The sequence below is a fragment of the Bacillus sp. 196mf genome (genome assembly GCF_003217275.1).
Taxonomy (GTDB): Bacteria; Bacillota; Bacilli; order Bacillales; family Bacillaceae_G; genus Bacillus_A; species Bacillus_A thuringiensis_S.
Genome location: NZ_QJTG01000002.1, coordinates 470,481 through 492,282 on the forward strand (window position 1 = coordinate 470,481; position 21,802 = coordinate 492,282).

A 21,802-nucleotide genomic window follows, 5' to 3' on the forward strand; every position below is an offset into this window, starting at 1 on the left:
TGATATTTGATTTTAGTCGGTTTCTATACTATTTGAGAGAAGGTAGACACTATGTGTGGAATTGCAGGGTGGATAGACTGGTCTAAAGACCTGTCTAATGAACAAGAAACGTTAAAAAAAATGACAGATGCTATCATTCACCGAGGACCTGACGCAGAGGGGCATTGGTTTTCAAAACGAGCGGCATTAGGTCATCGACGTCTCATCGTCATTGATCCTGAAGGTGGCCTTCAACCTATGCTGTATAAAGATGGAAATAATACGATTGGCCTTACGTTCAATGGAGAAATTTATAACTATCAAGAATTACGTAAAGAACTTGAGGAGAAAGGTCATGAATTTCAGACCAAGTCGGATACAGAGGTATTACTACACGCTTACTTAGAATGGCAAGAAGATTGTGTTCAACACTTAAATGGGATTTTTGCTTTTGGTATTTGGGATGAAAGATTTGGGAAATTGATGCTTGGTCGTGATCATCTAGGTGTGAAACCTTTATTTTTTGCTCAAAGGGGAAGTGCAGTTCTTTTTGGTTCAGAATTAAAAGTTTTACTTTCGCATCCATTTGTAGATGCAGAGGTAGATAAAGAAGGACTTTCTGAAATATTCTGCCTTGGACCAACACGTACTCCTGGTCATGCTATTTTCAAGGATATACATGAAGTGCGTGCTGGCCATTATATGACGTTTACCTCTAATGGCTCGACTACGACACAGTATTGGAAACTTGAAAGTAAAAAACATGTAGATGATATTGATACAACAGTCGAGACAATCCGCTCCATTTTACAAGATACGGTTAAACGGCAGTTAATTGCTGATAAACCAGTGGTATCTATGCTTTCCGGAGGTTTAGATTCCAGTGGTTTAACAGGTTTAGCAGGAAATGAATTTGGGAATAAAGGGGAACGCCTTCATACATATTCCCTGAATTTCATCAATGATGAAAAAGACTTTGAGCAAGACTTCCTTCGTTTTGATCGTGATGAACCTTGGGTGAAACGTGTGGCTGAATATGTAGGAACAAAGCATCATTCTATAGAGTTAGGATCAGATAGTTTAATAGAGTATTTATTAACTCCAATGCGAGCGCGTGATCTACCTGGAGTTGGAGAACTGGAAACGTCTCTTTATTTGCTATTTAAGGAAATGAAAAAAGACGCAACAGTTGCACTTTCAGGCGAATCCGCAGATGAAGTATTCTCAGGATATCCATGGTTCCATCAAGAGAAGTTTCTAGATGCAGAGATATTCCCTTGGAGTGTTAATTTATGGTATAGCACAGAAATTCTATCAGAGGATTTTAAAGCGAAGATTAGCCCTGAAAAATATCAAAAACAAAAATTTGAAGATGCGGTTGCTGAGGTTCCTTTTTTAGAAGGTGAAAGTGATCTGCAAATGAAGCAACGTCAAATGTCTTACATGTTTATTACACGTTTCTTGCCATTTATGCTAGAACGAAAAGATCGCACAAGTATGATGAATGGCTTTGAAGTACGAGTTCCATTTTGCGATTACCGGCTTGTAGAATACTTATGGAATGTCCCATTCGAAATGAAAAGCATAGACAATATTGAAAAAGGTATTTTACGTCGAGCTTTTGAAAATGTACTTCCAGAAGATGTGCGTTATCGCAAAAAAAGTGCATATCCAAGCACAAAGGATGCCTCTTATGTACAAGGTATTAGTGATTGGATGTTACATGTGTTGAACAATCCTGAATCACCTATTTTGCCATTGATTAATGTAGAAAGAGTTCGTGCTATTGCAGAAGGAAAAGACGAAGTAATTTCAGGTAATGATGCACGAGGTATAATAGATTATTTACTTCAAGTTAATAGTTGGCTTCAGGAATATAATATTAAATTAGTATGGTAGATGTAATTTTCAAATAAAGAGAATAGCTGAAACATCAATGACCTAAGTGAACCGCATTTCCAATGGATTAGATATTTATCTAATAATTGGAGATGCGGTTTTATTATTTTGGGGTAACTAGTTCTTTTAGCATAATAGCGATGTGTTAGTTCTAAAAACTCAAGAAAGCTTTAGAATACTATTATAGTTGGTCAAGGACATGAACTAGACACCTAATTATTTCAGAGGATTTCTCGATTTGCTCTGGATCAAAATCTGAAAGGTTCGCATTAAGAATATGTTTTAGTTTTTTCTCTCTTTCTAAGTGACAGTTTAAACCACTAGGCGTAAGTTGGACATTGACAACTCTCCGGTCGTTATTTGAACGAACACGCTCAACGTAACCAGCCTGTTGTAATCCATTGATTAATTGAGTAATACCAGCGGCGGTAGTTTCTGCTCGATCAGCTAATTCTTTGACTGACAATTCGCCTTCTTCAGCTAATACTTTAAGGGTTCGAGCATGGACCATTGAAACTGCCCCTAATGTACGAGTAGCTCGCCCTCTTAAACGTCCATCGGCTGCAGTCAGACTATATATAGCTTGACTAAGTTCGTCTATCGCAGTTAACTTATTTGAAGAATTTTTCATAACATCACCATTTTCCCGTTAACTAAGTACTTAATTATATGGTGTTAACATTAACATATGAAAAAGAGTAGAGTCAAATTAAGTAGAGACTGGCTATTCATTTTCCAAGCAATATTATATATGCTCACCTTAAATCATCAATAAAATAATAAGACGACTTGGTTTGTAGTCTTGACAAAAGTACATATTATACTTCATTATTATGACTCAACGTTCACAATCTCAAGGATGGGCTTTAGATATAGCCCTTGCACTTGGTGGGTTTGATGCTTTGCATCCTGAAGCAAAGGCAACTATGGAACAGTTAGGACATGACCACACTGATTTTGATAAAGTTTTTTCTCAAGTAAAGAGTGGAGCAATGATACCAAAAGCATGGGCGACGGTTGCTTCTCAGGCTCAAGAACGTGCAAAACATTATGAACAAAAGGGATTCACTGTTACTGCTCGTGATCTATATCAGCGAGCTGCTGTTATGTGGGGACGTGCACAATATTCATATTTTAATGATGATCCACGAAAATTGGCATTTCGAGAACGTTGTAACGAATGTGTGGCAGCTATTTCATCACTTGGAGGAGGAACAGTACAACGTATAGTACTAGAATTTGAAGGCAAACAGATATATGCACTACTTCATTTGCCCTCAGGTGAAGTTCAGAATGCACCAGCAGTAATATTAGGTCCAGGTATGGATATGATTAAGGAAGACTATATACAGATTGCGCAACGTTATTATACGTCTCGTGGTATCATAGCTCTATCAATTGAAGGACCGGGTCAAGGTGAATCTGTATCTGAAGGTCTAAAAGTCGATTTGACTAATTACGAACGCGCCGTTAGTTGTTATATCGATTTTCTATTAAAACGGCCTGAGGTTGATCCAAAACGGATTGGATTTTTTGGTATCAGTATGAGTGGGTATTGGGGGATGCGAGCTGCTGCGAGTGATAATCGTATAAACGCTATAGCCACTTTTGAAGGTGTATATGGTGAATTTGATACCATCTTTAACAGAGCTCAGCCGAGTTTCAAAGCCAATTTTATGTACATGTCTGGTTACACTGATGAAGTTGCTTTTGAAAACGAGTTGAGTAGCCAGATGAACCTGTGGAAATTGGCGCCAAAGATTACTTGTCCAGTCTTCATGGGAATAGGAGAATTTGATGAACTTACCCGTTTGGAAGAAGCATTAAGTCTTTATGAGTTTGTAGAAGCACCAAAGGAGATACGCGTCTATGAGAATGAATTTCACCCGCTTGGTGGAGTAGCTGCAGAAATTTTTCGTTTTGGTGCAGAGTGGGTGGAACTTGCACTTGAAGGAAACTTTAAAGCTAACCATGATGAGCGTTATTACATGCATCGTGATGGGGGTGTTACTGAAGGGACAGCTTTTCCAACTTATTGGCTTGGTGCCCAGCCGGCGGAAATTAAAGCACGCAAAAAGTGTAATAAATTAAACGCTTGTAATAATTAACAAATTTATACTGATTAAAAAAGAAAACAACAAAAATAGTATGTAGCTTTTTTACACTATTTTTGTTGTTTTCTTCAAATTTTTAGACTCCTCATAATTATGGACATTGATGAGGATATTCAAAGTGCGGAAGACTTCGAATTGCTGAAAAACACGGAGGAAAGTTACAGGAAATGTTAAGGGATTTATAAAGTAGGAAGACAAACTATATTTTTTCTTGAGCACAACTAGCATACATATATTCTCTAGGGATCCAGACCCGAATTGTTGAGACAGACAATGACAAATCTACGGTCTGAGGAACATGACCTTCATAAAAGGCTAAGTATCATTGGATGGGATTGCAAGACAAATCAAAGTCCCTATTTTTGAATTTTTAAGTTGATGGATGTGTGGCGGTACCCCATAGCTATTAAGTTAATATTTTAAATTACCCCCATAACGAAAATTTTATATCACTACAACAGTCATTTATGAGAAGTTAAGGCATTTTATTTATTGCTATGCTGTTTTCTTGTGACACAGAGTACAATTATAGACAACATCTAAAATATTAAAGACTTTCTTTTTCTCATAACAGTGGAACTTTCGCCATTTTTCTGTAGGAGGATAAACAGGCGAAGCAGAATTACTTGAGTTGAAAGTTCTTGATACAATCCGATATAAGCTTAGTAAATTTCGTGGGTTTGTCCTGGTTATAGCTAGAATGAATTTGACAATTGTTACAGAAAAAAGAACTGACATTCTTACAAATCTGGAAAATTGAAAATGGCTGTTTATGAAACTTTCAATATTTATAATTAAAGTTGGTGCTACTTCTTTATTGCATTAGATAGCAATGTAATTTATAATACGTTTAAATGATTAAATTCTTAAACGGAAGGTAATGTTAGCGAAATGAACTGTAATGATAAAGTAATGCATATTTTAGAAAATTTAAGACCATGTTTCCAAGGGTTGGGAGATCCAACTCGTCAGCAAATTGTATCGCTTTTAATTGATAAAGATAGCTTGAATGTGACGCAAATTGCGGAGCATATTCCCATGTCAAGACCTACTGTATCTCATCATTTGAAAATATTGAAACAATCAGGGTTACTTCGAGTTCAGAAAAAAGGCACTGAAATGTATTATTGTCTTGAATTTAATGAAACAATAAATCTTTTAAAAGAACTTGTTTCTTTAGTTGAAGATGAATGTAAGAATTAGGTACTCATTTATAGTTTAGGGGCACCCTTTGTCCCTTTTTTTAGCGACATTATGTTAAAAGGTTTAAGTTTTTAATCATTTAAACTTATGATTTCACACTAATTAAAATGGAGGTTTCAGATGAATAAGAAAACAGTATTAATTGTTGGTGGGTATGGTGTTGTTGGTAGTCAAATTGCTCAAATTTTACATGATCGACATCCTGATTTGGAAATTAGATTAGGAGGAAGAACTTTAGGGAAAGCGTTACCTTTTGAATCAGATAGAGTAAAAATAGTCACTGTAGACAACACAACAGATGATCCGTTAAGAAATTTGGATGATAATTTCACATTAGTTGTTAATGCGGTTAATGACCCGCAAGATAGACTACTTCTATCTGCAGTTCAAAAAAAAATTCCATTGGTTGACATTACTCGTTGGACTGAACGTTTTAAGAGTTCTATTGATCGATTAAAAAATGTTGAGGTCCAATCCCCTGTTGTATTAGCTTCAGGGTGGATGGGAGGGACAGCAGCCCTTTTTGCTAAAATGTATTCAAAAGATATTCAAGAGGTTACGGTTGATATCAACGCACTATATTCTCTTCAAGACAAAGCAGGACCAAATTCAACAGCATATATGGACCGGTTAACGATTCCATTTGAAGTCAAAGCTCGAGAGGGAATGCGACAGGCTTATCCAATGACTGATCCGATCAAAGTCCGCTTTCCCAACGGTTATATAACCAAATGTTATCGTTTGGATACTCCTGATCACGTAACCCTGCCAGAATCAATTCATGCTGTTTCGGCTAACTTTCGGATTGCTTTTGATAGTAAAATATCTACATATGGACTGGTTTCTCTGGTGAATACAGGAATTTGGAAACTGATTAGTGGAGAAAAATTTAATGACTTACGAAAAAATATTCTTTATAAACCCGGAAGTGGAAGTGCACATAACATAGTTATTCATCTTAAAGGTTATGATGCTAATGGTGTATTGCATAGGCGATGTGTGAACATATCAGATCCGTTAGGACAGACACATCTTACTGCTTTAGGAGCAGCTGTCCAAGCAGAGAACATTTTACAAACATCTGATATTATGGTTCCGGATTCTAAAATTTACTTTCCGGAAAATTTATTAGATTTGGGTATGAATGCATCTGTAATTTTAGATTTTTATAGGGAATATGGGGTTAATATTACGAAAGAAAATATATAAAAGGTATCGTTCTATTCGTGGTAGTACACATATGGCTATCAAGCAAAGAAGAGCAAATACCCCAAATAACTTAATGGCAGTTTAGTTTAATAAGAACCAATGGTAAAATGATGAGAATTAATTATGCTATGGGGCTGGTCAGTTGTAATTTTATAAAGGAGTTGTGAAAAGTTGAAATATCGCAAAGCAAATATCGATGATATTGATAAATTGGTCGAGTTAAGAAAAAGCAATTAGTTGATGAGGGGATAGAACCTAATATAGATATTGGTAGAGAACTATATGCTTTCTTTAAAAATAAACTAAGTGAAGGTACTTTAATTGAATGGCTAGTGGAAGATAATGAAGAAACTATAGCTTGTGGTGCAGTAATTTTTTATGAATTTCCACCTTGTTACACCAATAAGACTGGAAAAAAGGCTTATATCACAAATATGTATACTAATGAAAATTATCGTGGGCAAGGAATCGCAACAAAGCTGTTAACTAAATTAGTTGATGAAGTTAAGATTTCAGGTATCTCACAAATATGGCTTGGGGCTTCAAAAATGGGTAGACCAGTGTATAAGAAGTTTGGTTTTATGGAAACTGATGAATTTCTAGAATTAGGGTGTTTTTGCCCATCCACCGAAAAAGGGGAATAAGACAAGATATTCCAATGTGGAAAAGTAACTCTAAAATCAACCTTTATTATATATTTTGGAGTTACTTGACGTTAACTTTTCTACGGAAAGTTGACACTTTTATCCTATGCCTAAAGGCGGACTGAATTCCTGCATAGGTTTTCCAGTATCACTGAATTTGTAATGAAAAGTTGTGAACAATTGAAAAAATAATGGTTGAAATAATGAAAGGTGAAAAGGAGTTTATTTCTAATAAGCGAAATATTATATTGTATTGTTTTATCCTAAATTATTTGTAAAGGTGGATACATAATGACAGTAAAGAAGCTTTATTTCCTCCCAGCAGGTCGTTGTATGTTGGATCATTCTTCAGTTAATAGTACACTTACACCGGGTAAACTACTAAACTTACCTGTTTGGTGTTATCTTTTGGAGACAAAAGAGGGACTTATTTTAGTAGATACAGGTATGCCAGAAAGTGCTCTTAATAATGAGAATCTTTTTAAAGGTACATTTGTTGAAGGACAAGTTTTACCTAAAATGAATGAGAACGATAGGATCGCAAATATTTTAAAGCGTGCCGGATATGAGCCAGAAGATCTTCTTTATATCATTAGTTCTCACTTGCATTTTGATCATGCAGGAGGAAATGGCGTTTTTACAAATACACCAATTATTGTACAGCGTGCTGAATATGAGGTAGCACTCTACAGAGAGGAATATTTGAAAGAATGTATATTGCCGAATTTAAACTATAAAATCATTGAAGGAGATTATGAAGTAGTGCCAGGTGTGCAATTAATATATACACCGGGACATACGCCAGGTCATCAGTCATTATTAATTGAGACGGAAAAATCAGGTCCAGTGTTGCTAACTATTGATGCATCATATACGAAAGAAAACTTTGAAGATGAAGTACCGTTTGCTGGGTTTGATTCGGATTTAGCTTTATCTTCAATAAAACGTTTAAAAGATGTTGTTAAGAAAGAAAATCCGATCATTTTCTTTGGCCATGATATGGAGCAAGAAAAGGGCTGTAAAGTGTTCCCGGATTATTTGTGAGATAGCATATAAAAAGTCATGGGCTCGTTTGAGGTGACCCCGAAAGTTAGGTCATGACTTTTTGTTTTGGGGTGTTATAAAATTCTTAAGTTGATGGGCATGGGGTAATAATATGAATTGGAGGTTCCTTTCTAAGAGTAGGGAGTCTCTTTAATCTCGCTACCGATAATCAAATGATATGTTAATTAGATTTGAATATTGTATGCATCGTCTTTTCTTCAATAAATATTAAGTGATAAACTTCATATGTAGTATATAAGGAGATTATCTCATAGGTTATTTGCAAATATTAGATGGGGAGTATTTGACACATACATAACCTAAAGATTTAGATGAAATTAATATAGATAAGTATTTACTACGATTGCCTTCCTATTTTTCTTAGAATTTTTTTAGTGAATCAAAATTTAAATTGCGTATACATCTTTTGTATTAGTAGACCTAAGTCTAAAAGTATGTACAATTACACCATTTGACTAATGGGTAAACTTCACAAATTGATATATACTAGTATTGTGTCTTGCCTTTTTAGGTGTAGTACACAGCCGGTGATTGGCTAGTGGATGTCCTTCCATTTTGCCAGTGCCGGTTTTTTGTTGGATAATAGAGAAAATGAAGTTTTTATAAGGAAAGAAGGGGTTGTTTTGAAAGATGTAAATTCTATCTTTATGAGAGAAAAGATTGCTAGTTTTTATCTTTATTTTATTTCTTTTCTTGGTTTGGTTACTATAACTATATCTTTACTTGAAATTAAAATCCCTTCTCATCTAACAATACTAATATTGTTGTTACTTTTTATGGGGATTGCAGAGTATTTTCCTGTAAGATTTTGGAGAGGAACTAGTTCGCTTACCTTTCCGATAATTTACGCTATGAGTTGGCAGTTTGGAATCCATATAACTATTGTTGCTATTGTACTTGTCACGCTAATTATTCACCTGCATCGTCGTTCACCGATACAAAGAATGTTATTTAATAGTACTCAACATGCACTTAGTTTGATCTTTGCCAAATGGTTTTCAGACAAATGTATGTCCTTAATAATTAATAAGATAGGTATGTCAGTTCTGTATGAGAATTTAATATCTTTGTTATTATTTTGCGTGTTTTTTTGTTTTTTCAACAATCGCTTTTATGATTTGTTAATGATACTTCTTCCGCAGCCATATTCAATTTATCAATGGTATAAAAAAACTATTACGGTATTTCTTTGCGAAACTTTTGGTTTCTCTTATGCGGCACTGATGCATGTACTAATTAGTACATATAGTGTGGAAGTAAACGAAATTACAGTACTGTTTTTCTTTTTTCCACTTGTAGCAACTTCAGTAATTAGTTCTTTTTCTGTACGGATAAGGATGGAAAAGGAACGATTATATGAGTTATTTCTTATTACGACCGAAATTAGTCGAGGATTAACCGGAGGAAACTTGAAACATATTAAACAAGCACTTAAAGGTTTTTTTGGCATACAAGCATATGTAATATGGACAAAAGATGATGGTAACTGGAATATTCTATTAAAAGATGGGAAAGTCCGTTCTGATATATCTGATGATTCAGAAAAGTTAGAGGCGTTTGAGGGACTTTCTAAAAATCTTGTATTTAATGATTGGAAAATTGGTACTGCTCCTGAAGATGAAATATTTGATAGTGTTATACGCTCACTTGTATATTTTCCTCTTATAGTAAATGATGAACTAGTCGGAATGTTTGTTGCAGGGAAAAGTAGAAATGCGGGTTTCTTTCCGGAAGATGTACAGTCGTTAGCTACATTTTCTAACCAATTAGCTAACGTAGTTAAAACAAGGTTATTGATTTCTGAACAGGAAAAAAGAATGATCTTAGAAGAAAGGAATAGAATCGCCCGTGAAATTCACGATGGTATTGCGCAAACATTAGCCGGGGTGATATTCCAATTAGAATCCGCTCGGAAAAAATACCGTGATAAACCAATTGATATGCAGCAGGTAGTAGAGAAAAGCATAAAAGATTTAAGAGGAAGCCTAGGAGAAGTTCGCTACTCTATTTATGCTTTAAAGCCATATCCGACGCAACAACTAGGCCTTAAGCAGGCGATAGCAAGTAAAATAAAATCTTTAAAACAAGAATATGAACTAGATATTACATATCATGAAAGGGGTCATGCACGTGCGCTTAGTTTTTCAAAAGAAAGGGTTATTTTTGATACATTACAAGAGAGTTTGCAAAACATTGTAAAACATGCGCAAGCAAAAAAGGCTGATGTTTTAATCAGTTATCAAAGGGAGCACGTGCTTTTAAGAGTTAAGGATAATGGAGTTGGCTTTTCACTATTTGAGTCTATGGTTAAAACGAAGAATGAGCCACATTATGGTATATTACATATGAATGAACAAGCTGACCAATTAGGGGCTACTTTACAGATTGATAGTTCTGTAGGAAAAGGGACAGAAATTACACTGTTAATTCCAGATTCACAAACAAGGGGTGCGTAAAATGATTAAAATATTAGTAGTAGATGATCATGCTTTTTTACGGGATGCAATTCGGAGCATACTAGAGGATGAATCTGATATAAAAGTGGTTGGAGAAGCTAGCTCTGGAGATGGAGTATTGGGAAAAGTAGAAGAATGCCGACCAGATTGTATTTTGATGGATATTAATCTTCCAGGGAAAAATGGGATTGAAGCTACAGAGTTAGTGAAAAAAAAATATCCGAGTTGCCGTGTACTTGTGTTTACAATGTATGAACATGACGAGTATTTAATGGATGCACTCCAGGCCGGTGCTGATGGTTATTTATTGAAGGATTCATCATCAGATCAGGTAGTAGCAGCAATTCGAATGTTATATCGAGGCGATTCAGTCATTCATCCGCGTATGACTAAAAAATTAATTACATATCATCAGCAAAAAATGAAAGTAGAATCAAATGAAAATGAACTGACGGAACGTGAAAAGGAAATTCTCTTTGAACTAGTAAAAGGACTTAGTAATAAAGAAATTGCTGAAGTTTTATATATTAGTGATAAAACAGTTAAAATTCACATCAATAAAATTTTTAAAAAGCTAAATGTGAAAAGTCGATCGCAAGCAGTGATTTATGCAGTCCGAAATCAATTAGTTCCGCTAGATTAAATAAGAAATCTATCAAAGAACTATCGTGTCGCTTTATTCTGTATTACAAAGAATAAAGGACAAGGTAGTTCTTTTGTACTATGTAGGCATAGAATCCTTAGAGAAAAGATACTCCTTTTGTTTAATTTTCAGAATAATCAAAATGTGGAATAATAAAAATAGAATTACATTTTAATCTTGTTAATAATTCATTTTGTGAAAATCTTTTGTTGGAAATAAATGACGGAGGGCTCTTATAGAAAGAGTAAAGTGAGTGGTTAGCTATGTAAGGTATGGGGATGGTAGTAGTGTTGGAAGTCTTTCATGATACAAAAGATTAAGATTAATAGAGTTTCCAATGCTACATGGGAATTTAAGAATCAATTTGTTTCAAAAAATAATATTAATAATGGGGAGATGTAATATGAAACGAGGGAAATTTGGAAAGATTCTTATTGGAACGTTAACAGCTGGAATGTTATTGTCTCAAGGAATTCCATATAACGTATTAGCGGAAGAGGTAAATACATCTACTTTAACTGGAATTGATGATGCAAATGTTATCTTAAAAGGTCTTACAAAGGAACAACGTAATGCCTTAAAAACGTTAGATACAAAACCAGGTTTTGTTATTTCGCCAGGTATCAATACAACAAGTCCTAATAATGTGAATGTGATTATAGAATTTAAGCAAGCGCCTAGCAAAATAGAGGTATTAAAACAAGCGGCTAAAGGGAAAAAAGTAGCTCTTTCAAATGCGGAACAAAAGGTAGAGGCATCACATAAAGGATTTAAAGCAGAGCTTGAGCAGCTTCAAAAGAATAAAGAGAAAGGAACAAATGTAAAATCTGCAAAAATAACAAGAGAATATAAGAATGCTTTTAATGGTGTAGCGATTTCTTTACCAGCAAATATGATCGAAGACTTAGTTCGTACCGGTATCGTTAAGCGCGTATGGGAAGATCATGAGGTTAAAATTGATTTGCCGAAAGAAACAACTAAGACTGCTGTTGAACCGAAAATGGCGGATAGTGTACCGCAAATTGGTGTGGACAAGCTGCATGATGAAAAAATAACAGGGAAAGGAATTAAGGTAGGTGTACTGGACACAGGTATTGATTACAACCACCCGGATTTGAAAGATGCATATAAAGGATATCGTGCAAAACAAGGTGAAGATCCAAGTAAAATAGATCCGAACTCCATAAAAGGATGGGACTTTGTTAATAATGATGCTGATCCAATGGAGACAACGTATAAGGATTGGCAAAATTCTGGAGGATATCCTGAGATTTATGAGGGGAGTGCATATTATACATCCCATGGTACGCATGTAGCTGGGACAATTGCTGCAGACAAACAGAATAGTGTGGATTATGCAGTGAAGGGTGTTGCTCCAGATGTAGATTTATATTCATATCGCGTATTAGGTCCATATGGAAGTGGACAAACAAGCGGTATTCTTGCTGCGATTGATAAAGCGGTGAAAGACGATATGGATGTTATCAATTTATCACTAGGAGCGTCTATTAATGATCCTTTATATCCTACTTCTGTCGCAGTGAACAATGCGATGTTAGCTGGTGTTGTTACAGTAGTAGCAGCAGGTAACAGTGGTCCGGAAGAAGGTACCATTGGATCACCTAGTGCAGCGGCACTTCCAATTACAGTTGGAGCCAGTGATGCTGCAATGACGATCCCAACGTTTTCTATCGATGCAGGTGATTTACATGTGGATAAGATGATGCTACTTGGAAAAAGCTTTACTGATAAGATTGAAGATTTGAAAGGTCAATCCGTATCAGTTGTATATGCAGGGCTTGGAAAATCAAATGATTTTACAGGAAAAGATGTAAAAGGAAAATTAGCTCTTATCCAACGCGGTGAGATTACATTTGATGAAAAAATTAAGCATGCTAAGGAAGCAGGCGCAAAAGCGGTAATCGTATATAACAATGTAGATGGTGAAATTACAAGTTATCTTGGGGAAAGTACTTCGTCTATTCCATCGTTCCGCTTAACAAAAGTAGATGGTGAGAAATTACAAGTAAAAGCTGTACAAGGAGATGTGTCGTTAGCGTTTGGAGAACTAAGTAATATAAAAATAGAGGGAGATCACTTAGCTGATTTTAGCTCCCGCGGTCCTGCAACTAAGACAGATGATATTAAGCCAGATATTGTAGCACCAGGTGTGTCTATTTTCTCAACTGTTCCTGAATATATTAATGATCCAAAAGATGGAGATAATTATCCGGTAGCGTATGGACGTATGTCAGGTACCTCTATGGCAACTCCTCATACTGCAGGGGTAGCGGCACTTATTTTACAAGAACATCCAAACTATAGTCCATTTGAAGTAAAAGAAGCACTCATGAATACCGCAGTTGATTTAAAGGAAGAGCGTTCTGTATTTGAGGTGGGCTCAGGACGAATTGATGCATATCGTGCAGTTCATGCAGATACATCTATCGAGGTTGTTGATAAAACATCAAACGTTGTAGGTGATGAAGAAGTAGAAATTGAAGAAAAAACAGGTTCTATTGCATTTGGGTATAAAAATCAAATTGAAAATGGGCCTATTAAAGATAGTCGAAAAGTTTTAATTAAGAACAGCAGTAAAACAGATGGGAAAGAGTTTAAATTAGAGGTGAAATTTTCACCTACAAGTGTAGGTGTGCAAGATGCAGCGAAGAATGGTGTGAAGCTAAACGTACCAGATTCTATTAAAGTAGCTCCTGGTGCATCAGAGGAAATTAACCCTGAAATTACCATTCCAGAAAACGCTGAATTTGGTAGATATGAGGGCTATATTCATATTTCAAATAAAAACAATGAAAAAGAAGTATATCAAGTACCATTTGCAGTTAAATTCACAGAAAAAGGGATTGCGTCTGTAGATTTACTGAGAGATGCAATGGCAACAGATGCTTCTAAATTCCATCCATTTATGGAAAGACCAAGTTCGCCGTTGTCATTTAAATTAAATAGTCCTCTCGAAACCATTGATGCAATTGTGAAGGACCGAACGACAGGGAAGGCATTAGGAGTCGTTGGTACACTTAATGCAAGTAGTCTAACACCGAATGTTGAATATATGATGTTTTCTGGTATGGGAGGGTATGTACTTCCATTCACAGGAAATCCAGCTCATCCAATTGCGGATAAACCTGTTATGTTGCCTGATGGAGATTACGAATTGAACTTCGTTGGATATGATAAAGAAGGAAAATCTTATACAAAAGGCGATAGCATTATCATTGATAATGTAATACCTGAAATGAAATTTAAGGATGTACAACCTGGTATACACGAAGTCAATGATTCTATGTTTAAAGAAGAAGACGGCCAGCGTGCATTATGGGTGCATGGTAATATTTATGATTCTACAGTAGATGCATTAAAGGCAAAAGGCTTGCAATATGATCAAAAAGCGAATCAAATTGTATATTATCAAAACTCAGCCTTCCCATCGGGATGGTTGAATACAATTCAAGCAAATGGTGATTTTAAATTTGGAGTACTTCCAGAGGAAATAAATGAGCCGTTAAATTTAAAATTATTTGGATATGATCTTGCAACTGCAGGGAATATGGCAACTGGATATAAAGATTACGTCTTTGTAAAAGAAGGGACAGAATACGCTGTTCCAAGTTATGACAAAGATAAAATCAAATTAGGAGAGAAAATTACATTAACTTTGAATCTTAATAATGTAAAACAGCTTATGTCAGGTACATTTGAAATTCCTTATTACAAGCAGCTATTTAAATTTACAGATGTGAAACCAAATCCAGCACTTACGGAATATGTAGAACAACATGGATTGAACCTTAAATTAGAAGATCCGAAGATAAGTGAAGCAGGAGCTTGGGAAAACAAGGTGAAAGTTGGCGCATCATTGGAAGGAAAAGAATTTAAAGGATTAGATGGAGATAAACCATTTTTAGATGTTACATTCGAGATGACGAACGATGAATACTTTAATGATTTGACTGCATTTGGAGTAGATAAGTTCTCTTATACAAAAGTTGGTGCATCAGAAGGCATTGAGATTCCTGCGTTTAAAGATAAATCTTTTGCTATTGTTTCGAAACATTCAACGGTTACAGGATATATTGGCCCGGAAGCTTTCTTGAATGAAGAGGGGTATTTAGGTAAGAAAGACTATACAAAACTAGGAGCAAAAGTGTACGCAGTTGGAAAGGATGGAAAGAAATATACAGGAACGATTGGTGATAACGGACAATTTGAAATTCATAGTGTTCCAGTAAGCGATAAAGAATATGATATTTTCGTAGAAATGCCAGGTCATTTAAATAGTAAATTAACAACAAAAATAGGGAAAATGCAGGATGGAGAATTAGTGGGACAAAACTTTAGAGCTGACATGGATGATAACCTTGCAGGTGATGTAAACGGCGATAAAATGGTAGATATTCAAGATGCTAGAATAGCAGCTTTATCGTATGGAAAAGGAAAAGTATCTGTAAAAGATGGAGATATAAATCAAGATGGTGTTGTAGGTGGAACGGATGTTCGTTTAATTGAGAAAAACTTCTTGAAAAAGGGCCCAGATGCTAAAGGAAACGAGAAACCGAAAGAAAATGTAGGGCCAGTGACGTTAGAGAAAATTTTACGCTCTATCGGTTTAGAACCAAAAAAATAAGTGGACAAACTTCTAGAGTAAATAAAGGCATCAGACAATGGATATTAAATGAAATGGATTGGTTAACAAATGACCGGAAATGATTTACGGTAACATTACCGGTCATTTTAAGAGTCATAGTCGTTTGGGTACATGAAGTAACTAGTTTAAAGTAAGTTTGCTTTCATTATGGGACAAGGAAGTTGCTTAATTATTATTGTTATTTGTGGGATGGAAATAAGGTTTGTAGTTTAAACTTTAACAATAGGGGGACTTGTGAAATGGGTATGAAGAAAAAACTTGGTATGGGTGTTGTAACTGCAATGCTTGGCTTATCCTTAATTGGCGGGGGAACATATGCATATTTTAGTGATAAGGAAGTATCACAAAACACGTTTGCAGCGGGTACTTTAGATTTGAGTGTGAATCCAGAAGTTGTTATTAATGTCGACAATCTGAAACCAGGTGATGAAATGGAACGTGGTTTTCAATTAGTAAACAAAGGAACCTTAGCAATAGGAGATGTGAAACTCCTGACAGATTACAGTGTAATCGATGCGAAAGGGGATAATGGAAATGCTGATTTTGGTGATCATATCCGTGTTGATTTCTTGTGGAACTTGGATAAAAATGAGGTTCCAATTTGGTCTACTACATTATCTGAATTAAAGGTAGCTATGCAAAATGGAAATATTCCTAATCTTGTAAAGAACGGTATTGTAGATCGAGAAGGAAATGGACTTGCTCCAGGTGATGATGATACATTTTATGTAATGTTTACATTCGTAGATAACGGTGAAGAACAAAATGTATTTCAAGGAGATGCGTTGAAATTAAATTGGACTTTTAATTCCATGCAAGCAAGCGGTGAAGAAAAGTAAGTGTAATAATTTGTATACTATATGTGTGAGACATATCGTATACAAATGAAAAGAACTGTTTTGAAATGAAGGCGTTTATCCTCAATGGTAAAACTCCTTATAAAAATATGGGTGAAAAACTTGATGATGATTTCCCTTTTAAAACACATCGTAAAAATATTTTGCGATGTGTTTTGTTGTAAGTTGGAGAGTACAGAAATATTAAATGATTATCCAGCTTTTGAGATACTTTGAGGGAATTTAGCACCTTACGCTAGCTTAGCAGCTTTCCTGAAGGGGATTTTGTTTTTTTACATGACGAAATGCTTAAAAACATAATATAAAATAAACATGTTTGATTTTCATCCATGTTTAATTTTTATAAACATCCATTACTTTAAACGTTTGACAAACGAGCATTAAGTCTGGAGTAAAAGTAAGTCCATACCGACTTAATTCCCAAGTGAAAAATTTAACGTGCTCACTATACCAATAATCATAGCTTAAATCGCCTTCACCCTCAGATCTTGCAAAATTACTTGTTACTTCATTCATTTTTAGTAAATCGATCTTTGTATATTTTATAATTGCTAATGGATTATTGTCTCCATCCAATACAATATCGTACTGACCAACTTTTTGAATTTCTTCCCCTTCAAGCTCATAAACACAATGTGCAGCGCATGTTCCTGTTTTGATTCCTTTAACTACTAAACTTCCTAATTTATCTCCCATTTCTTTGGAACCATCTCCAAACATCCATGCATCTGGAACACTCATGTTTAACTCATTTTCTTTAGAGTACATATACCAATATTCTTCTATCTTATTAACTGACATCTGTCACTCATCTCCTTAATATTTAAATATTTTGAATTTAACACACGGCATATTATCTGTCAATATTTTAGAAGAACTTGCAATACAACTACATCGATAAATGTTTATAAAAAATATAACTCTTCGTAAACATATTTTCCATTCTGTATATTAATGCGAATAAACGAAACTCATACTGTTATTCTGCTGAAATCGTTACGGAAAAGTAAAATAGTGGATAAAAGAACAAACTATAAATGGTTTTATTTACCAATAATATTTTCTTTGTTTCGTAGCATATTAAACGTACAGGAGGTGATATATGATGGCAAACAATCGTAACAACTCTTTAGTGGTTGCAGGTGCAGAAAGCGCACTAGATCAAATGAAATATGAAATTGCACAAGAATTCGGCGTACAATTAGGCGCGGATTCAACTGCAAGAGCGAACGGCTCTGTAGGTGGAGAAATCACAAAACGTCTCGTTGCTATGGCAGAACAGCAACTTGGTGGATATAACAAATAATGCTAGGTATAAAGTAGAAAAAGGAGAGATTATATCTCTCCTTTTTTTGTAAAATATTCGATTATGAATATTTTATTTGTTATCTATCTTGTCTCTTATTACTTGTATCTTCCAGCCACTTAGAAACATATTCTTGCATACGAGATTCTAATGATTGAATCGTTTCATTTGAGATAGTGAGTGCTTGATCCGCATACTTTTTCGGGAACATGTTGCGCAAAGTAGGTTCATTTTCAGCACCATCTCCTGGTTCACGGTAATCTTCAATGATGTAATCATCCCCATTTTTTGTGACCGTCACACGGATTGGAAGTAAATGTCCTGCTTGAGAAACTGTCTGTGTTTCGCGGTTGTATCCTTGCATGAGGGAATGAAGGTAGACATACATTTTTTCATCCTTCATTTCAGTTCCATAGATTACATGCGTCTCAAATTGTTTTTCTGTATGATTTAATTTGTCTTGATTCCAGGCAATGATACTTTCTGAAATAAGGGATTCTAATTTGCTGTTTAGCGGAATCTCCGTTACATCCTTTGCATCATTTTGGACAGAATCACACCCTGTTGCAATGAAAACGAGTATGACAATACTTACGGTAATTATTATCTTTCTCAAAATCTTATTTTCATATGTTAATGCAAAACGTCTGCTCATCAATTCACTCCATTTCTCTTTGTGCTAATCATCCACTGACATAACTCTTTTATATGACAATAGTAAAATCGTCTTCAAACTAGAAACTTATTCTATCCAAGGGAATATATTGAATTATATAATACATACTATACATTCTTACACATAACGGGAGAGACTCTATGAGAAAAGTTATAATGTATTGCGGGATCTTTATTATGATTCTTTTAAGCGGTTGTATCCGATTCGGAAAAGACATTACAGATACAATCTATCTCATTCCTGAAGCATACGAAGGAGACCTTTTGGTTATATACAATGTTCCAGGAGCTGAGTTGTTGCCAGAAGAAGATGGATTTCGTGTCGTCACTTTTTCTGCAGACGGGACCGCAGTTACATCTACAGCCGATATGAAATATGGGGAAGTCAATGACACGTATTACACGGTTAACAAGGAAGGTAAGCGCACCAAACTTGATGAAAGCTGTATACGCGTTGGTTCAAATGGAGGCACTACTGAAAACATTGGTAAAGAAAATGAGCATACATTCTCATACACGAAATTGGCAGTTACAACTAGTGCTTGCTCACAAAGCTTCTCATCATACGGGAGAGAAGTACCAGAAAATCAAGAACATCCTGTAGAGAAGAAACTGAGGGAATTATTGGTGCTCGTAAAAGAGCAGTATATGAAAGTGAAATACTAAATTTTCAAAAGGGTGAATGGATGATGTTAGGAATAGGGTTGATTGTAGTAGGCGTTTTACTTGTCAGCGTTGTATCTTACCGAGAAATAAAGAAAGCAGGGGGCGTAACCTGGATTGAAATTCTAGTATATCCCTTTTTATTATTAATAGGCGCGTTACTCGAACATTTTGATCTGCCAGAGTTTTTAATATTTTTAGGTTTGGTATGTATTGTTTTTGGTAGCTGTATGGTCATGGGCGTCAATATTCTATAACATTAAGAGCAAAGCATCTAGTTCAGATGCTTTTTTATTTTATTTTGTAATTTTTATTTTTAATGTCTATCACACTAGTTAGCCAGACATACAGGGTTCCAAGTGCTGGTAAAAAACTTAGCAAGTTGAATGTATTCTCTATAATATAGAATGAAATAAAAATGGAGGAAAAATAAATAGAAAATGGAAGAAAAATGTATACGTCACGTTTTAAAGATTTTAAACTTTGCACTTTATTCACCTCAGCTTTTCTGGCATTATGTTTTAAATAAGAACCCGTAAATTTGCAGATTCTCCTGGTGATGATTTTAAAATATGTAACTTAGTTTTAATCATAGAATGTATTGAATCACTATAAAAATCAAATATTAATTTTCTAAAGAATCCTATACAAACCTTATTGCGTTAGAAATATAGACCTAATTATAACCGTTGTAAATGGATCCAATTAGATTTCGGCATCCCAGTATCCGCATCATAACTAGTAACACATCCTGTCATCCCTTTTAAAATACCAACATGGATTGTTGCATCCGCATTAACTGTTACAATTTTCATCACATTCAGCTCCGTTTCGATAATATGCTTTGACTTCCCGCGTGATCATTTATTCGTTAGATAACAAAAAACGCACCGTAACCCAGTGCGTTTCAGACAAATATACCTATATGTTTTACTTTGTAATTTGGAAGGAGCCACCATAATAATATGAATTGTCTACTTTTAGTACTGCCACATATGTACCTGGTGTGTAAACCGTTGTAATTGGTGTTTTGAACCTAGAATAGTAGTGGTGTCCAGCCTCACCTGCAGAAATGGTTTTGTAGCGTTGCAATTTACCTTCTCCGTTCAATCGATAAATCTTTACAACACCTACATCTTTTCCGCCTATATATACCGTCGTATCAAACGTATCACCTTGTTTTAACGTACCAGGGGCTAATTCTTGTAGATAGTCCACGTTGTGATGCAATAAGAAATACGTCTGCCATGGCCAATCATCCACAACAGCTGAAGCTTGCTTAATCGTATTTACTTCAGCGCGCGCTTTATCAGGTAGCGTACTGTCTAAAACGATAAAACCCGAAAAGGTTAAGGCACCGATTAAAGCAAATGAACATAATTTTTTCATATTAAATTCCTCTCGTTTATCTGACATTGTCATAGTCCAATTACAGGTATTAGGTTGTCATCCATTAATTGGATTATTATTCTAAAATCAATATATCATTTTCTTTTAATTTAATCAAATTAGAATTTTCTAACAAGTGATGAGGATAGATAAAATTCCATCTTTCTCCGTTTTTTCTATCATACAGAAGAAAGAACAGAGGCGATAAAGAAATTTTATTCCGCTCTCTTTTCAAATTAACAACATTTCCCGTTTGTACGGTACGAGACTATATTAAACATAAAATGACACGAAAGGGGATTGGAATTAGCGAATATTTACATGGAATCTAGGAGATGCAAGCTCAACATTTCATAACGGATCGATGGTTCCATTTCAACAGACTCCGAATCCGACAGTAATTTTGTTCTGTTTACTCATGAGGTAACGGAAGAGAATTTAGAAAAACTTGCTACAATTGCTCATCAGTATACAGAGGATACCATCCATTGTTACAATTACGGCAGTGTAGAAAAAGTAGGATAAAAGAAGAAAACATACTGTTCCAAATTAATATTCCGTGTGTTTTTTTGAACATACATTCCTTTATTTAATGTATATATTGAATATATGGATATACTGTGTTATGATGTGAATTAGAAACTCGCGTGTTTCAAATACAACATTTTTATCTTCTTGATGACCTCTTATCTTTCCGTAAGAGGTCTTTTTTTATCCCTCCTCATTTGCATAGCCGTTAAAATACTATGAACAGATACTAGGAGACTACTACACTGTGATACTCTCTAGTATTTTTTCTTTATCCATATTATCTATTGTTGAGTAAATGATTAATTGTTAATTTTTGTATAATCTTTATAAAATAATAAAGGGGTATATATGAATAGGTATGTCCTTTTTATGTAATGATAATGCGAATTGAAGTGTAATACTGAAACGGTAAACGAGAAGAATCAGGGCCGAAACAGATAGTAAGGAAAGTAAAACAGTAACAGCAGACAATACTTATAATGAAAACGTTCATAATGGACTGT

General features: G+C 35.0%; 17 protein-coding genes and 2 pseudogenes. 13 read left to right on the plus strand and 6 right to left on the minus strand.

The window, feature by feature from the left end:
• Positions 1-51: 51 nt before the first annotated feature.
• Positions 52-1,878 carry an asparagine synthase (glutamine-hydrolyzing) gene (gene asnB, locus ATL10_RS06535; RefSeq protein WP_071714852.1) on the plus strand — a complete coding sequence of 609 codons (1,827 nt, stop codon included), beginning with the start codon at positions 52-54 and terminating at the stop codon, positions 1,876-1,878.
• Between the two features lie 181 nt (positions 1,879-2,059).
• Here the strand turns inward: asnB and ATL10_RS06540 are convergent, their stop codons facing one another.
• Positions 2,060-2,509 (minus strand): MarR family winged helix-turn-helix transcriptional regulator, encoded by a 450-nt coding sequence (locus ATL10_RS06540; protein ID WP_000798525.1) that lies wholly within the window; start codon positions 2,507-2,509, stop codon positions 2,060-2,062.
• A gap of 202 nt (positions 2,510-2,711) precedes the next feature.
• Here ATL10_RS06540 and ATL10_RS06545 point away from each other — a divergent pair, with 202 nt between their 5' ends.
• Positions 2,712-3,986 (plus strand): alpha/beta hydrolase, encoded by a 1,275-nt coding sequence (locus ATL10_RS06545; protein ID WP_061660955.1) that lies wholly within the window; start codon positions 2,712-2,714, stop codon positions 3,984-3,986.
• Between the two features lie 501 nt (positions 3,987-4,487).
• Here the strand turns inward: ATL10_RS06545 and ATL10_RS32305 are convergent.
• Positions 4,488-4,636: pseudogene (locus tag ATL10_RS32305) on the minus strand (IS4 family transposase); the annotation flags it as partial.
• A gap of 247 nt (positions 4,637-4,883) precedes the next feature.
• On the opposite strand from ATL10_RS32305, the gene ATL10_RS06555 reads away from it, so the two are divergent.
• The 8 genes and pseudogenes from ATL10_RS06555 to ATL10_RS06590 all read left to right on the plus strand — a co-directional run bounded on the left by ATL10_RS06555 (position 4,884) and on the right by ATL10_RS06590 (position 16,717).
• On the plus strand, positions 4,884-5,195 hold the full coding sequence (locus ATL10_RS06555) for an ArsR/SmtB family transcription factor (protein WP_000995770.1): 312 nt from the start codon (positions 4,884-4,886) through the stop codon (positions 5,193-5,195).
• Between the two features lie 120 nt (positions 5,196-5,315).
• Positions 5,316-6,404, plus strand: coding sequence for a saccharopine dehydrogenase family protein (locus tag ATL10_RS06560; RefSeq protein ID WP_098235915.1), 1,089 nt, complete (start codon positions 5,316-5,318; stop codon positions 6,402-6,404).
• 171 nt (positions 6,405-6,575) lie between these two features.
• Positions 6,576-7,048, plus strand: a pseudogene (locus ATL10_RS06565) (GNAT family N-acetyltransferase).
• Between the two features lie 291 nt (positions 7,049-7,339).
• The gene (gene aiiA / locus ATL10_RS06570) at positions 7,340-8,092 is read left to right on the plus strand and encodes a quorum-quenching N-acyl homoserine lactonase AiiA (protein WP_000216603.1); all 753 of its coding nucleotides are present in this window, start codon (positions 7,340-7,342) and stop codon (positions 8,090-8,092) included.
• 644 nt (positions 8,093-8,736) lie between these two features.
• Entirely contained in the window at positions 8,737-10,569 is a 1,833-nt protein-coding gene (locus ATL10_RS06575) for a GAF domain-containing sensor histidine kinase (protein ID WP_090976624.1), read from the plus strand.
• A gap of 1 nt (position 10,570) precedes the next feature.
• On the plus strand, positions 10,571-11,212 hold the full coding sequence (locus ATL10_RS06580; protein WP_000590664.1) for a response regulator: 642 nt from the start codon (positions 10,571-10,573) through the stop codon (positions 11,210-11,212).
• Between the two features lie 403 nt (positions 11,213-11,615).
• On the plus strand, positions 11,616-15,857 hold the full coding sequence (locus ATL10_RS06585) for a S8 family serine peptidase (protein ID WP_110496612.1): 4,242 nt from the start codon (positions 11,616-11,618) through the stop codon (positions 15,855-15,857).
• A gap of 260 nt (positions 15,858-16,117) precedes the next feature.
• Positions 16,118-16,717 (plus strand): TasA family protein, encoded by a 600-nt coding sequence (locus ATL10_RS06590; protein ID WP_090976628.1) that lies wholly within the window; start codon positions 16,118-16,120, stop codon positions 16,715-16,717.
• 351 nt (positions 16,718-17,068) lie between these two features.
• Here ATL10_RS06590 and ATL10_RS06595 read toward each other — a convergent pair whose 3' ends face one another.
• On the minus strand, positions 17,069-17,536 hold the full coding sequence (locus tag ATL10_RS06595) for an ASCH domain-containing protein (RefSeq protein ID WP_090976630.1): 468 nt from the start codon (positions 17,534-17,536) through the stop codon (positions 17,069-17,071).
• A gap of 304 nt (positions 17,537-17,840) precedes the next feature.
• Here ATL10_RS06595 and ATL10_RS06600 point away from each other — a divergent pair, with 304 nt between their 5' ends.
• Positions 17,841-18,041, plus strand: a complete 201-nt coding sequence (locus tag ATL10_RS06600; protein WP_000002881.1) for an alpha/beta-type small acid-soluble spore protein — start codon at positions 17,841-17,843, stop codon at positions 18,039-18,041.
• Between the two features lie 79 nt (positions 18,042-18,120).
• Here the strand turns inward: ATL10_RS06600 and ATL10_RS06605 are convergent, their stop codons facing one another.
• Positions 18,121-18,696: a peptidase M56 gene (locus tag ATL10_RS06605; RefSeq protein ID WP_110496614.1), complete on the minus strand. Its 576-nt coding sequence runs from the start codon at positions 18,694-18,696 to the stop codon at positions 18,121-18,123.
• A 161-nt stretch (positions 18,697-18,857) separates the two neighbouring features.
• On the opposite strand from ATL10_RS06605, the gene ATL10_RS06610 reads away from it, so the two are divergent.
• Both ATL10_RS06610 and ATL10_RS06615 read left to right on the plus strand, forming a co-directional pair.
• Positions 18,858-19,382 (plus strand): DUF6843 domain-containing protein, encoded by a 525-nt coding sequence (locus tag ATL10_RS06610; RefSeq protein ID WP_090976633.1) that lies wholly within the window; start codon positions 18,858-18,860, stop codon positions 19,380-19,382.
• Positions 19,383-19,402: 20 nt separating this feature from the next.
• The gene (locus tag ATL10_RS06615; RefSeq protein ID WP_002152897.1) at positions 19,403-19,636 is read left to right on the plus strand and encodes a hypothetical protein; all 234 of its coding nucleotides are present in this window, start codon (positions 19,403-19,405) and stop codon (positions 19,634-19,636) included.
• Positions 19,637-20,059: 423 nt separating this feature from the next.
• Here ATL10_RS06615 and ATL10_RS31775 read toward each other — a convergent pair whose 3' ends face one another.
• Entirely contained in the window at positions 20,060-20,194 is a 135-nt protein-coding gene (locus tag ATL10_RS31775; RefSeq protein WP_255259031.1) for a hypothetical protein, read from the minus strand.
• A 115-nt stretch (positions 20,195-20,309) separates the two neighbouring features.
• Positions 20,310-20,768, minus strand: coding sequence for a DUF5065 family protein (locus tag ATL10_RS06625; RefSeq protein ID WP_023521971.1), 459 nt, complete (start codon positions 20,766-20,768; stop codon positions 20,310-20,312).
• Between the last annotated feature and the right edge of the window lie 1,034 nt (positions 20,769-21,802).